The organism is Pedobacter africanus (assembly GCF_900176535.1).
In the GTDB taxonomy this organism is placed as follows: domain Bacteria; phylum Bacteroidota; class Bacteroidia; order Sphingobacteriales; family Sphingobacteriaceae; genus Pedobacter; species Pedobacter africanus.
Map to the genome: position 1 here is coordinate 56,830 of NZ_FWXT01000004.1, position 13,319 is coordinate 70,148.

Consider the following 13,319-nt stretch of genomic DNA (forward strand, 5'->3'; position numbering starts at 1 on the left):
TTGATCTGGAAGTATGCAGATCAATAATTTTACCAAATAAATTTTGTCATGCTGGTTACAGAATCATTGCCGTAAGGCTATTGTCATTTTGTATTATTTACGTAAAAATTATACCTGTTTGTCGTTAAATGGGTATATTAGATTACGAATGGAACAAAAATATAAAATTAGCCTTAACTTTGCGGAGGGATAAATTTATGAATTTTTACAGGCTATTTATTCTTTCAATTGTCATTATTTCAGGTGCTTCTGCAAAAGGGCAGGTCGGTTCTGTGCCCGTTAAGATGCCGGTCATGGGAAAAAATGATACGATAAGGGTAGCCTCTACAAATGAAAACGGGGAGATGATCCCATGGATACCCCTCGATGAGGTGGTAATCTATGGATTCCGCATCTTTAAATCACCCGCCGAGCGTGCTGCATTCAATAGGTTACGGTATAACGTGATGAAAGTGATGCCTTATGCCTTGTATGCCAAAAGAAGGTACGAACAGCTGGAAAGGGACCTGGCTGTTACTGCAGAAAAAAAGGAACAAAAAAAGCTGGTTAAACAATGTGATAAAGAAATCAAAGAAATGTTTAACCGGGAAATTAAAGAACTTACCATTACACAAGGACAAATTTTAACCAAATTGATAGATAGGGAACTGGGCAGGACCACTTATGATATCATTAAGGAAACAAAAGGTGGTGTTACAGCGTTTTTGTACCAGTCAGTTGCCAGAGTGGTAGGCCACAACCTGAAAAGTACTTACAGCCCGCAGGAAGACAGGGATATTGAATCCATTATTACCTCTTCCGGCTTTTATCAATAAAATTATGTCTGACCCATCCAAAAGCGTGCACCAGTTTAAGGTGAAACTCATCAATGGTACTGAAAGAAACCTTTCTGCATATCAAAATAAAGTGTTGCTAATTGTCAATATTGCTTCGGCCTGTGGTTTTGCCCCACAGCTAAAGGAACTGCAGGAACTTAGGGAACAACTGGGTACAGAAGATTTTGAGATACTGGGCTTTCCTTCCAATGATTTTGGCCGGCAGGAACCACTGGAAGGAATAGCCATCAATAATTTCTGCGAAGCCAACTACGGCGTACAATTCCCGGTTTTTGAAAAAATCATGGTCCGGGGCGAACAAGCACACCCCTTGTTTAAATTTTTAACACAAACATCCACACCGCGCTGGAATTTTCATAAATACCTGATCAATAAGGAGGGTGAGGTGGTCGATTATTTTTTCCCCTTTACAAAACCACTTTCCTCCAAAGTGAAAAAGAAAATACAACGCTTACTTTAATAGATTAATAAGATACAGAATGAAGTTAGATATTTTGGTGCTCGCTGTTCATCCCGATGATGCTGAGCTGGGATGTTCAGGAACAATTGTGAAGCACATTGCATTAGGCAAAAAAGTTGGAATAGTTGATTTTACGAGAGGGGAGCTGGGCACCCGGGGTACTGCCGGGATCCGTGACCTAGAAGCAGCAGATTCCGCAAAGATCATGGGGCTGCACGTCCGCGAAAACATGAAATTCCGGGATGGCTTTTTCGCAAACGATGAAGCTCATCAGCTGGAAGTCGTTAAAATGATACGTAAGTACCAGCCCGAAATTGTGCTGACCAATGCTTTGCACGACAGGCATCCAGACCATGGGAGGGCGGGCGACCTGGCAAATGACGCTTGTTTTTTATCGGGTTTAGTTAAAATAATTACGGAATTGGATGGGGGCGCTCAGACGCCATGGCGACCAAGGCTCATATTACAGTACATTCAGGATCGCTACATCAAACCAGATATCATTGTAGACATTAGCCCTTATTTTGAAACAAAGATCGCAGCCATTAAGGCATTTAAAACCCAGTTCTTTAATCCGGATCTGGACGAACCTGATACCTATATTTCTTCACCTGAATTTTTTGAAAGTGTAATTGGACGGGCCCGTGAATTTGGTAAAACTGTTGGAGCTACCTATGGAGAAGGCTTTACCTCACGTAAGTTATTAGGGATAGATAACCTTTTTAATCTAAGGTAGCTTCGGTAAAAGGATATCCTGCGCCAACAAAACAGAAGATATGCTGTTTTATTTTAAACAGTATGCCATGGCCAATATCTTTTCATCCTTAAAAAATGCCTATACACTTTTTAAAAGTGTGGATTTCAAAAAACTGGAAGCCCTTTCAAAAAAGGTAGACCTTGCCAGAATTGTAGATTCCGTTTCTAATCTTGATGAAACCCAGTTGCAGGGGCTCATGAAGATGATGGGAAATCCAGGAAAAAAGAAGGAGTTGCCACCAATTGAAGGAGATTTTTACCATCTGGGCGACGAAGCCTTGAAAGACGAAGACCGCGCCCTGCAGTTAAAAGTAAGGGCCTTTCTGGAAAAAGAAGTAAAGCCGGTGGTTAATAAATACTGGCTTAAAGCGGAATTCCCATTTGAATTGATCCCTAAAATTGCCGAACTGAACATCTGTGGCCTTACTTATCAGGGATATGGCTGTCCGGGTAAAACAAATTTGATGGAAGGTATGCTGGCTATGGAAATGGCCAGGATTGATACCTCCATGTCTACCTTTTTTGGCGTTCAAAGCGGACTGGCCATGGGCTCTATTTATCTGCTTGGATCAGATGAGCAGAAACAGCAATGGTTGCCTGATATGCAGCAGATGAAAACAATAGGTGCATTTGGTTTAACAGAGCCTGAAGTAGGTTCAGGCGTGGCCGGTGGTTTAACTACCACAGCAAAACGCAAAGGAAATAAATGGGTACTGAATGGTCAGAAAAAATGGATAGGCAATTCCACCTTTTCAGACATCACCGTTATTTGGGCCAGGGATGTGGATGACAATCAGGTAAAAGGTTTTCTGGTCAGAAAAGGCAGCCCGGGCTTTACAGTAGAAAAGATGCAGGATAAAATGGCCCTGCGCATTGTGCAGAACGGATTGATCACGCTAACCAATTGCGAGGTAGATGAAGAAGACCGTCTGCAAAATGCAAATTCTTTTAAAGACACGGCTAAAGTGTTAAAGATGACCAGGGCCGGGGTTGCCTGGCAGGCAGTAGGCTGTGCGCGGGGTGCCTACGAAAGTGCCTTAAACTATACAAGGACCAGGAGGCAATTTGGTAAACCTATTGCATCTTATCAACTCATACAGAACCATCTGGTAGAAATGCTCTCTAACCTTACAGCTATGCAGACCCTATGCTTCCGGCTTTCTCAGCTGCAGGATCAGGGTTTGTTAACCGACGAGCATGCATCACTCGCCAAAGTATTTTGCTCTATGCGTACCCGCGACGTAGTAAGCAGGGCCCGTGAAGTAATGGGCGGGAACGGTATTTTATTGGATTACGATGTAGCCAGGTTTGTAGCCGATGCTGAAGCCATTTATTCTTACGAAGGAACAAAAGAGATCAATACGTTAATTGTTGGGCGGGCAATTACAGGTTTTTCTGCCTTTGTATAAGAGCTATAAGGAAGGCAATATGTGTTCCATTACGTCTATTCCTTCATCGATGTGCTTTTTTTCTATACACAAAGCTGGTCTGAAACGGATGGTCTGGTTGCCACAGCCTAAAAACATTACATTGTTTTCCATTCCTTTTTGGATAAAAGCATCACGCATAGCCTTACTGTTAAAGTCAAAAGCACAAAGCAGGCCTTTCCCGCGAACATTACTTATTTTATCATGTCTGGCAGCAAGCTCTTCCAGGCTGTCCTGTAAATAACGGCCTACAACCGCAGCATTGTCACATAAATTGTCCTCGGCAACAATCTGTAGGATCTGCGAGGAACGCACCATATCTACAAGATTGCCGCCCCAGGTAGAATTGATGCGTGAAGGAACTCTGAACACATTGTTTTCCACCTGATCTACCTTATGACCAACCAGTATGCCGCATACCTGCATTTTTTTACCAAAAGCGATGATATCCGGACGTGCCTGCCCGCTATAGTGCTGGTGGCACCAGAATTTACCGGTCAGGCCAACACCCGTTTGCACTTCATCATAGATCAGGAATGCTTCATTTTCGTCGGCCAGTGTTTTCAGCCGGATCAAAAACTCCTCACGAAGGTGGTTGTCGCCTCCTTCTGATTGTACAGGTTCGATGATTATGGCACAGATGTCATCTTTATGATCCGCAAATGCCTGTTTGATCTGGGCAATCGAAATTTCTTCACTCTCGATAGCCAGTTTTAAATTTTCTCCCTCCAGCGGAAATTTAACTGTCGGTACCGATACTCTTGGCCAGTCAAATTTGGCAAACCATTTGGTTTTATCAGGCAGGGTATTGGTCAGGCTTAAGGTATAACCTGTACGGCCATGGAAAGCCTTTTCAAAGTGCAAAACTTTAAAGCCTTTTTCTTCCTTATATCCTTTTACAAAATTTTTCTGGACTTTCCAGTCCATAGCCACTTTAATGGCATTTTCAACAGCAAGGGCTCCGCCAGCAATAAAAAATGCATGAGGCAGGTAGTCAGGAATACCATGCTTGGAAAAAGTGGCTACAAACTGTGCATACTGCTGTGTATATACATCAGAATTTGAAGGATTTGCCAATGCAGCCTGTAAAAGACTGCTTTTAAAAGCTTCATCATTTACCATTTTAGGATGATTATATCCTAAAGGTACTGAGGCAAAGCAGGTAAAAAAATCGAGCAGGGTACGGTTGTATTTCGAATCGTAAATATAAGCACCTTGGCTTCTTTCCATATCATAGGTCAGATCAAATCCATCTGCTAAAATGTGTTTGCTTAGTGTTTCGTTTACCTTGTCGGGAGCTATATTCAGGCGATACATAATTTCTATTTTGGTAGGCTTCAAATGTAAATAAAACCAAAACTATCCTTCCATTTTTTTGCTGCTTTAATAATGAACGCTGCGTTTCTTCAGGATGGGATACCATGGAGGCAAGTGTTTGTCCGTATGTGGCATTGAATTTACGAATATTAAAATAACAAGATGCAGATGGCCAGGATTTTATTTATCTTTTACCATCAATTTGTACCGGATGCCGGTTTAAAGTAAATTTTAAAAATTGTGCCTTTGCCCACTTCACTTTCAACTGTTACTTTTCCGCCCATCGCCTCAATCTGGTTTTTGGTAATGAACAAGCCTATTCCTCTTGCATCTTTATTATCATGAAAGGTTTTGTACATGCCAAATATTTTATCCCGGTTTAGCTTTAAGTCGATGCCCAGACCATTGTCTTTGATGCTAAGCTCAACCAGGTTGTCGGCCGTAGCCGACGATAAATTGATCAGCGGGGGGCGTTCCTTAGAATGATATTTGATAGCGTTGGTTAAAAAATTTAGTAAGATACTATCCAGATAGGCAGGTACTGCACTAATGACCACATCGGGTCTAACCTCATTGATGCAGTGAACGCCTTCTGCTTTTAACAAGGCTTCCACATTTCCTATGGCGCCATTAATCGCATCGCTAAGGTTAACACAGATCAGGTGCTGATGAAGTGTAGTGGTTACCGCAACCACTTCATTCAGGTGTCCTATGGTTACCTGAAGATTGGATGCTGCATCGCGGAACATTCTGAACAGCTCCTGCCGGGAGTTTTCGTCGGTATCGGTTTCGATAAAATTAAGCAGCATGCTCAAGTTGCCGGAATGCGAACGGAGGTTATGGGATACGATATGCGCAAAATTAAGCAGACGCCTGTTTTGATCACTCGTTACATCCAGTACGCTTTTGATTTCGGTCTCCGCCGCTTTCATTTTACTGATGTCTGTGATCTGGGAGATAAAATGCAGCGGTTTGCCCTTACTGTTTTTTACCAGGGACACGGCAAGGATTACGGTAACAATATGTCCCATTTTATGGAAATACCTTTTTTCCATCTGGTAATGTTCTATTTCTCCGCCTACCAATGAAGTAAGCAGTTCAAGGTCTTTGTTCAGATCGTCCGGAAAAGTGATGTCCTGAAAGGTCAACTTCATCAGTTCGGCTGAAGTATATCCAAGCATTTGCAGCAGGCTGTTGTTTACACGCAGCCATTTCCCGGACAGGCTTACTATGGCCATTCCTATAGCAGCATGTTCAAAAGCCCTGGTAAAGCGTTCTTCGCTTAGCTTTAGTTTGTCATTCAGCAATTGGTGGCTTTTGCTGACAACTCCATTTTCACCATGCAGGCCATTAACAGGCAGGTCTATCTGTTGAACTGCAACCAGCAGGTAAGCAGGGTTTCCCGCCGTATCGTTCAGCAATAAGCCGGTATTCCCTGCTGGCATCACCGTGCCGTTCTGGTGCCTATACTTAATAAACAAGCGCGATTCAGGCCGGCTTCTCAACTGTGCCGCAACGTCTTTAATGTCCTCTTTAAAAAGAAAAACATGCGGATCATCTAAAACGGCATTGGCTCCATAACCTAATGTTTGTCTGAATAACGAGTTTGTCCACATCTCCCTGTGGTCTTCCATATGGCAGTACCACAGGCCCATTGACGATGATTCCAGAATAAAATCAAGTGCAGGCCCATTTGTTTTTATCAATTGATAAAAATCACTTTTTAATGTGTCCATAAAATATTTGTACCCCTTTTAGCTCCAGGAGTGGCCAAAGATATCGTCATCCCCCTAATTTTTGAACCCTCCTAATCTTATTTAATTTAAGAAATATTTTTGGAATTCTAAAACTTTTCCTTCATGCCCAATAAGCCAAGCAGTCCGCCGGTGTGCAGCGCAATAATCTTGTCTGAAGGGTCAAAATACTTGTTTTTCTGGAGGTCATTTATGGCATAGAACATTTTTCCGGTATAAACAGGGTCAACCAGCATCCCTTCGCTGCTTGTGAAGTTTTTTATGAAATCGATCAGTTCAGGCCGGGTTTTCGCATAACCGCCAAAATGATACGAGGTATGCAGCACCAGCTGATCAGTACGGCCGGTATACCTTACAATTTCATCTGCTATAAAATCCCCGCTTTTTAAGACCGGCACAACATGAAGCCTTGTTTTCAGTCCGGCCTTGTAAATTCCGTTTAGCAATCCAGCCGCGGTAGTTCCCGTTCCTGCCGCACAAAATAGATGATCGGTATCGGCGGGCAATTCTGCAATAATTTCCGCACAACCTTTAAGCGCTTCAGTCCCAGCCCCGCCCTCATCCACAAAAAAGGCATTTTCATCAGTTCCAAAATAGGTGTCAAATAGCAGAGATTTGTTTTTATAGCTCAGTCTGTCCGTAAATATCAGCGCCATGCCAAATAAACGACACAACATCAGCATTTCGTTACCTGCGCATGCTGTACCATCTCCGCGCACAAATGCTGTACTCTTTAGTCCGGCCCTGGCACATGCTGCTGCCGTAGCTACAAGATGGTTAGAGTAGGCCCCTCCAAAGGTTACCAGGTGGGTTCTTTGCTGCATTTTTGCAGCTGCCAGTATGTATTTCAGTTTACGCCATTTATTCCCCGAAATATATGGATCAATCAAATCATCCCGCTTTACCAGTACCTGGTATCCAGAAAAATAATTCAATTGCTGTAAGGGACTATATATATCTGTAAACATAATTACAAATATACAGCCTTGGTTACTGGTCAGGATTATTGTTTGAAATAAATCTTTTTAAGCAGATAGGGAAAAAAATTAAGGATTATCTTAACGTTTTGAGTAAAGTTTTTCATAAGCGTTGGTTTTCGTTTTCATCTGTTCAGAAGCTGTAATTGTTCAAATATTTTTTAAAAGTATATCAACGGCTAACAGCTTCATTCACATTAATTTTAAGGTATGTGGCTAGGTTGAACAAAAAGCAGACCAATTTCTTTTTTAAATATGTAATTGTTAAAGATTAGTTTTGTACCCTGGAACCTGCAGGCCTGGAAAGCTGCGGAAAGCTCCATTACCCTATAAATCATAACAAAAACTTAATGGAAAATAGTTATACAGAGCCAGAATCAGAAGAGCAGGATCTATACGAGCATTTTAATATTGTTGTTGATAAAGGACAGTCTTTGCTGCGTATCGACAAGTTTTTGATGCACCGTCTGGAAAATGCTTCACGCAGCCGTATCCAGAATGCAATTGATGCAGGAAATGTGTTGGTCAATCAGAAAACCGTTAAGCCCAGTTATAAGGTAAAACCGACCGATGAGATATCCATCGTATTTCCGCATCCACCCCGCGATACTGAAGTTTACCCCGAAGATATTCCATTGGATATTGTTTATGAAGATAAAGACTTGCTACTGGTCAACAAAGCGGCGGGCATGGTGGTACATCCGGGTTACAACAACTATACAGGTACGCTGGTAAATGCACTGGCTTTCCATTTTGAGCAATTGCCGCAGCTGCCCGGCAACGAAGGCCGCCCTGGCCTGGTACACCGGATCGATAAGGATACCTCAGGTTTACTCATTATCAGTAAAAACGAAATGACCATGACCAGATTGGCCAAACAGTTTTTCGACCATAGCATTACCCGGAAATATATAGCACTGGCATGGGGCGATATTGAACAGGACGGCACAGTAACGGGTTATATCGGACGCAGTGCTAAAAACCGTATTATAATGGATGTATATGATGATGAAGAAAAAGGTAAGTGGTCTGTAACACATTATACCGTGTTAGAACGTTTAGGTTATGTAACTTTAATCAGTTGCCAGCTCGAAACTGGCCGTACACATCAAATCAGAGCACATATGCAGCACATTGGTCACCCTTTATTTAATGATGCCAATTACGGTGGAGATAAAATCCTGAAAGGAACCACCTTTAATAAATACAAACAATTCGTTAACAATTGCTTTGAATTGCTGCCACGTCAGGCGCTTCATGCCCAGACTTTAGGTTTTATTCATCCGGGTACCAGAAAATACATGGAGTTTGAAGTTCCCTTGCCTGCCGACTTTGATGCTGCCCTAAATAAATGGAGAAATTATAGTATTGAACCGAGCTAAGCCTTAAATAACACAATGCAGCAATATATTTTACATAATGATGAGTTTGTAACCAGCAACCAGCCCATCCTTAGCGCCGGTAACCGCGGTTTTAAATATGGCGATGGACTTTTTGAGACCATGCGTATGTGTGATGGCAGGTTACAGTTTGCCGCACAGCATGCAGATCGTTTACATGCAGGGATGAAAGCCCTGAAAATGGATGGCAGCACTTTGCTTGATGAGTATTTTCTAAAGCAAAAAACCGCTGAGCTTTGCAAAAAGAACAAATTGAAGGAAAATGTCCGTTTCCGTCTGTCTGTCTACAGAGCGGGCGAAGGCTTGTATACACCAGACATCAATAAGTCAGGCTATCTGCTTGAGGCTTCTCCACTGGCAGATGACCATTATGAATTCAATAAAAAGGGACTCATCATAGATGTATACGATGAGTTGACCAAGCCTGTCAACAAGCTATCCAATTACAAAACGAGCAATTCACTTTTGTACGTAATGGCCGGCCTGTACAAAAAGCAGCACCGGTTGGATGATGCATTTATTTTAAATCAGCATGGCTTTTTATGTGAAAGCATTAGTTCCAATATTTTTGTGGTATACGACAGGAAGGTCTATACTCCGGCCCTTTCAGAAGGTTGCGTGGCCGGGGTAATGCGCAATGTAGTAATGAACATGGCGAAACTCAACGATATTGAGGTTATAGAGGCGCAGATCAATCCTGAAATCTTAAAGGCTGCCGAAGAAGTGTTTGTCACCAATGCCGTCAGTGGCATCCGCTGGGTAATGGGTTATGGTCGCAAACGGTATTTTAATGAGATTACCAAAATGCTGAGCTTAAAGCTGAATCGGTTGTAAGGGCTTACAGCCGTATCCCTCTAAGGAATTCTTCAACTTTCATCCGCTTTTTGCCTTCATACTGTAAATCAGTCAGCTTAATGAAGCCATCTTTTGCAGCAAATTTTAAATAAGATTTGCCATCCGACAGAAAGGCACCTGCGGCAAGCCCGGTTTCTTTCTCTTCAAGCTCTGCCCGGAAAACTTTGAGCGTTTTATCGTTCAGCCTGGTAAATGCAGTAGGGTATGGGCTCAGTCCACGGATCATATTGTAAATCACGCCCGCCGGTTGGTTCCAATCAATCTGGCAATGCTCTTTAAATATTTTAGGCGCATGCTTTAATGTATCACTTTGCGGTTGAGGCTGTTCTTTATAATCACCCCGCTCAATCGCTTTTACCGTTTTTACCAGTAATTCTGCACCAGTGTTCATCAGCTTGTCGTGCAGGTCGCCTGCAGTATCTTCATCGGCAATGCTCACTTTCTCCGAAAAAATCACATCGCCGGTATCTATTTCATGTTTCAGGAAAAAGGTAGTCACACCACTTTCTTTTTCGCCATTGATGATGGCATGATTTATTGGTGCCGCGCCCCGGTACTGGGGCAGTAAAGAGGCATGCAGGTTGATGGTGCCTTTCGCAGGCATGTTCCATACCAGTTCAGGCAGCATCCGGAAAGCTACTACAACCTGCAGGTCGGCCTGTAAGGCCCTTAATTCTTCAATAAACAAAGGATCTTTAAGTTTTAAGGGTTGCAAAACTTTTAACCCATGGGCTACTGCATACTGTTTCACTGCGCTTTCCTGTAACTTTTGTCCCCGGCCCGCAGGTTTATCTGCCGCGGTTACTACAGCAGCAATATCAAATCCAGCCTTTGCCAAAGCAGCTAAAGCAGCAACTGCAAAATCGGGCGTGCCCATAAAAACTAATCTCATCTTCCTTTTGTTTAGCTAGCAAAATAACTAAAAAATTAACGCATATTTTAATTGAAATGTATGACAGGCACCCCAGATGAGATTATAGAAAGTGGATTGACATTTGCAACAGATAGTCAGCCAGGAGTATACAGAAAAGGAAAACCCGGTAAATTTTATTATGTAGATGCCAACAATAAACCGGTTAAAGATGGTGCCCAGCTCGACAGGATCCAGGCACTGGTATTGCCCCCGGCCTGGACCAATGTCTGGATTGCGGCTAAAAGAAATGCCCATTTACAAGCTACAGGCTTTGATGCGGCCGGAAGAAAACAATATCGCTATCATCCCGACTGGACTTCCAGGCGCTCAGATAGCAAGTACTTTCGTTTGCTGGAATTTGGCAAAGCATTGCCGCAAGCCCGCAAACAGATTGCCCGTGACCTGCGGCGTAAGGAACTTGACGAGAGGAAAGTACTGGCCATCTGTCTGCAGCTGATGCAAAAAACACTGATCCGCATTGGTAATGAATCTTACAAACAATTGTATGGAAGCTATGGGCTAAGCACGCTTAAAGACAAACACGTTAAAATTAATGGCAGTGGAATGAAACTGGTTTTTACAGGCAAAAAAGGAGTAAAGCAGGAGATCAGCCTTAACGATAAAAGCCTGGCCAGAATGGTCAAAAAATGCCGGGACATTCCCGGACAGGAGCTCTTCCAATATTACGTAAATGGATCAGCACACAAGCCAATAGATTCCGGAAGGATCAATAATTACATTAAAGAAATTACCGGGAACGATTTTACCGCCAAAGATTTTCGCACCTGGGGTGGTACCCTGGAAGCCTTGCGGCAGTTGGCCATATGCAGCAAGGCTCCGGAACCAAAAGCGAAAAAGAAAGTAATCGTTGAGGTTTTGGATTGCGTAGCCGGTAAGCTGGGCAATACCAGGGCAGTCTGCAAAAGTTCCTATGTTTATCCTTTACTGCTCCAGGCTTTCGAAAATGATGAACTTGGAAAATACCTGAAGAAGATCAATACCGATCAAAGCAATGCATTGGAAAACGATGAAAAAATACTGATGCAGTTTTTAAAGGCAGCTCAGAAAAAATAATTCCTGCTTCAGGATTTTGGTGCTTTTTTTACCGGATGGACCGGCTGTTCACTTTCTTCCCTTTTTTTTGCCGGGTTCTTAAAATTGGCCTCTTCTCGCTTATAGTCCTTATCTTCTGCTTTCTTTACAACTTTATTGCCTGCAGGTACCTTGCCTTTAGGTTTTTCCTCAAGGTAGTTGCTGCCGGGCTGCTCATTTTTCTTTTTACGCTCGCTGTTCATATCTGTGTTATCCTTTTAAGGATACAACAAATACTTTTTTCGCATTGTTTTATATTTACTCAGTCCGGGCTCCCAGCTCGCCCTGATCTCTTTTTCCGGTTTACCTGCAATGATCTGCTTTCTGAAATCGGCTACGCCTATCAGTTTTTCAATCGTACCCATCTGTTTGCTCAGGCTGGAATTGAAAAAGTCAGCTTTATTCGGAGAGTTTTTGTACAATTCTATAATCCAGCTCAGGTTAATCTGTTTTGTTTTTCGGAAAATTTCAGTGTCATAATTTCTCAGATCCAGCCCATAACATACCTGGTTCATGAAAAGCGGACTTTCAGACATGCCCGGAATGCTTACCGGTGTAAATGAAAAGCTATACTTGCCTTTTAAAGCAGGAGCACCAACAATGGTAAATGGGAATTGCGTACCCCGGCCATAGTTCAGATAGGTGCCTTCAAACAGGCAGGTGGTTGGGTACAACAAAATAGATTGTGGGGTATTCAGGTTGGGCGATGGGTTAACCGGCAGCTCATACGGGGTGTCGTGCGTATAATTGGCCACTTTAATGATCTTAATTTTGCATTTTAACTTGTTGTCCAGCCAGTTCTCACCATTCAGCATTTGGGCATATTCACCAACAGTTAAGCCGTGTACGGCAGGAATAGGCTTTAAACCAATGCCCGATTTAAACTGGGGGTCCAGCACCGGACCATCAATGTAAAAGCCGTTCGGGTTCGGCCTGTCCAGTATCAGCACTTCTTTATCATTGGCCGCACAGGCTTCCATTACATGCTGCAGGGTATTGATATAAGTATAAAAACGTACACCTACATCCTGGATGTCGAATACCATCAAATCAATGTCAGACAGCTCAGCTTTGGTAGGTGTTGAATGTTTACCGTATAGCGATACCACCTTGATCCCTGTTTTGGTATCAATCTCATCGTCTACATGGGTGCCATTGCTGGCGTTCCCTCTAAATCCATGTTCAGGGCCAAATATTTTGACAATCTTAACGCCCAGTTTCAGCAGGCTGTCAATTGTAGTTTCCTTACCTATGATGGAAGTCTGGTTCACCACCATTCCCACGCGCTTTCCTTTCAAATAAGGCACATACAATTCTGTTTGTTCCGCGCCTGTCTGTAATTTCCCTTTCTTAGGCTTGTCAATGTCTTCTGCCTTCACTTTATAAGGGTTTGGTACCACAGGGTTAAAGGCAACCGTGGTAGAGGGGCCGCAGGCAAGCAGTAACAGGGATATCAAAATAATGTTCAGCGCGCATACCAGGGATCTTGTCATTTTTAACCTTTTTTTTATATATATACCTTAAATCAAAAT

The 13,319-nt window shown here is 42.8% G+C and carries 13 protein-coding genes; 7 read left to right on the plus strand and 6 right to left on the minus strand.

What is annotated here, in order from left to right; genetic code table 11:
* The first annotated feature begins 197 nt into the window (after window positions 1-197).
* From B9A91_RS20095 to B9A91_RS20110, 4 genes are all read left to right on the plus strand, one after another.
* A complete protein-coding gene (locus B9A91_RS20095) occupies window positions 198-815 on the plus strand; it encodes a DUF4294 domain-containing protein (protein ID WP_084241216.1) in 618 nt (205 codons plus the stop codon).
* 4 nt (window positions 816-819) lie between these two features.
* On the plus strand, window positions 820-1,296 hold the full coding sequence (locus B9A91_RS20100) for a glutathione peroxidase (RefSeq protein ID WP_084240833.1): 477 nt from the start codon (window positions 820-822) through the stop codon (window positions 1,294-1,296).
* 19 nt (window positions 1,297-1,315) lie between these two features.
* The gene (bshB1, locus tag B9A91_RS20105; protein ID WP_084240834.1) at window positions 1,316-2,032 is read left to right on the plus strand and encodes a bacillithiol biosynthesis deacetylase BshB1; all 717 of its coding nucleotides are present in this window, start codon (window positions 1,316-1,318) and stop codon (window positions 2,030-2,032) included.
* Between the two features lie 67 nt (window positions 2,033-2,099).
* Entirely contained in the window at window positions 2,100-3,461 is a 1,362-nt protein-coding gene (locus B9A91_RS20110) for an acyl-CoA dehydrogenase family protein (protein ID WP_084240835.1), read from the plus strand.
* A gap of 3 nt (window positions 3,462-3,464) precedes the next feature.
* Here the strand turns inward: B9A91_RS20110 and lat are convergent, their stop codons facing one another.
* From lat to B9A91_RS20125, 3 genes are all read right to left on the minus strand, one after another.
* Entirely contained in the window at window positions 3,465-4,796 is a 1,332-nt protein-coding gene (gene lat / locus B9A91_RS20115) for an L-lysine 6-transaminase (RefSeq protein ID WP_084240836.1), read from the minus strand.
* Window positions 4,797-4,993: 197 nt separating this feature from the next.
* The gene (locus B9A91_RS20120; RefSeq protein WP_084240837.1) at window positions 4,994-6,532 is read right to left on the minus strand and encodes a sensor histidine kinase; all 1,539 of its coding nucleotides are present in this window, start codon (window positions 6,530-6,532) and stop codon (window positions 4,994-4,996) included.
* Between the two features lie 107 nt (window positions 6,533-6,639).
* Window positions 6,640-7,518 (minus strand): 1-aminocyclopropane-1-carboxylate deaminase/D-cysteine desulfhydrase, encoded by an 879-nt coding sequence (locus B9A91_RS20125; protein ID WP_084240838.1) that lies wholly within the window; start codon window positions 7,516-7,518, stop codon window positions 6,640-6,642.
* A 359-nt stretch (window positions 7,519-7,877) separates the two neighbouring features.
* Here B9A91_RS20125 and B9A91_RS20130 point away from each other — a divergent pair, with 359 nt between their 5' ends.
* Both B9A91_RS20130 and B9A91_RS20135 read left to right on the plus strand, forming a co-directional pair.
* On the plus strand, window positions 7,878-8,909 hold the full coding sequence (locus tag B9A91_RS20130) for an RluA family pseudouridine synthase (protein ID WP_084240839.1): 1,032 nt from the start codon (window positions 7,878-7,880) through the stop codon (window positions 8,907-8,909).
* Window positions 8,910-8,924: 15 nt separating this feature from the next.
* Entirely contained in the window at window positions 8,925-9,761 is an 837-nt protein-coding gene (locus tag B9A91_RS20135) for an aminotransferase class IV (RefSeq protein WP_084240840.1), read from the plus strand.
* Window positions 9,762-9,765: 4 nt separating this feature from the next.
* Here the strand turns inward: B9A91_RS20135 and fmt are convergent, their stop codons facing one another.
* A complete protein-coding gene (fmt, locus tag B9A91_RS20140; RefSeq protein WP_084240841.1) occupies window positions 9,766-10,674 on the minus strand; it encodes a methionyl-tRNA formyltransferase in 909 nt (302 codons plus the stop codon).
* A 60-nt stretch (window positions 10,675-10,734) separates the two neighbouring features.
* Here fmt and B9A91_RS20145 point away from each other — a divergent pair, with 60 nt between their 5' ends.
* Window positions 10,735-11,769, plus strand: coding sequence for a DNA topoisomerase IB (locus B9A91_RS20145; protein ID WP_084240842.1), 1,035 nt, complete (start codon window positions 10,735-10,737; stop codon window positions 11,767-11,769).
* An 8-nt stretch (window positions 11,770-11,777) separates the two neighbouring features.
* On the opposite strand, the gene B9A91_RS20150 is transcribed toward B9A91_RS20145, so the two are convergent.
* Window positions 11,778-11,990: a hypothetical protein gene (locus B9A91_RS20150; RefSeq protein ID WP_084240843.1), complete on the minus strand. Its 213-nt coding sequence runs from the start codon at window positions 11,988-11,990 to the stop codon at window positions 11,778-11,780.
* A 15-nt stretch (window positions 11,991-12,005) separates the two neighbouring features.
* Window positions 12,006-13,280: an exo-beta-N-acetylmuramidase NamZ family protein gene (locus B9A91_RS20155; protein ID WP_084240844.1), complete on the minus strand. Its 1,275-nt coding sequence runs from the start codon at window positions 13,278-13,280 to the stop codon at window positions 12,006-12,008.
* Window positions 13,281-13,319: the final 39 nt, after the last annotated feature.

What these genes read in the sequence shown, in the direction of transcription:
- B9A91_RS20135 (WP_084240840.1), top strand. Translation starts at nt 8,925, where the DNA reads ATGCAGCAATATATTTTACATAATGATGAGTTTGTAACCAGCAACCAG.
- B9A91_RS20100 (WP_084240833.1), top strand. Translation starts at nt 820, where the DNA reads ATGTCTGACCCATCCAAAAGCGTGCACCAGTTTAAGGTGAAACTCATC.
- B9A91_RS20155 (WP_084240844.1), bottom strand. Translation starts at nt 13,280, where the DNA reads ATGACAAGATCCCTGGTATGCGCGCTGAACATTATTTTGATATCCCTG.
- B9A91_RS20150 (WP_084240843.1), bottom strand. Translation starts at nt 11,990, where the DNA reads ATGAACAGCGAGCGTAAAAAGAAAAATGAGCAGCCCGGCAGCAACTAC.
- fmt (WP_084240841.1), bottom strand. Translation starts at nt 10,674, where the DNA reads ATGAGATTAGTTTTTATGGGCACGCCCGATTTTGCAGTTGCTGCTTTA.
- B9A91_RS20145 (WP_084240842.1), top strand. Translation starts at nt 10,735, where the DNA reads ATGACAGGCACCCCAGATGAGATTATAGAAAGTGGATTGACATTTGCA.
- B9A91_RS20125 (WP_084240838.1), bottom strand. Translation starts at nt 7,518, where the DNA reads ATGTTTACAGATATATATAGTCCCTTACAGCAATTGAATTATTTTTCT.
- B9A91_RS20130 (WP_084240839.1), top strand. Translation starts at nt 7,878, where the DNA reads ATGGAAAATAGTTATACAGAGCCAGAATCAGAAGAGCAGGATCTATAC.
- bshB1 (WP_084240834.1), top strand. Translation starts at nt 1,316, where the DNA reads ATGAAGTTAGATATTTTGGTGCTCGCTGTTCATCCCGATGATGCTGAG.
- B9A91_RS20095 (WP_084241216.1), top strand. Translation starts at nt 198, where the DNA reads ATGAATTTTTACAGGCTATTTATTCTTTCAATTGTCATTATTTCAGGT.
- lat (WP_084240836.1), bottom strand. Translation starts at nt 4,796, where the DNA reads ATGTATCGCCTGAATATAGCTCCCGACAAGGTAAACGAAACACTAAGC.
- B9A91_RS20120 (WP_084240837.1), bottom strand. Translation starts at nt 6,532, where the DNA reads ATGGACACATTAAAAAGTGATTTTTATCAATTGATAAAAACAAATGGG.
- B9A91_RS20110 (WP_084240835.1), top strand. Translation starts at nt 2,100, where the DNA reads ATGGCCAATATCTTTTCATCCTTAAAAAATGCCTATACACTTTTTAAA.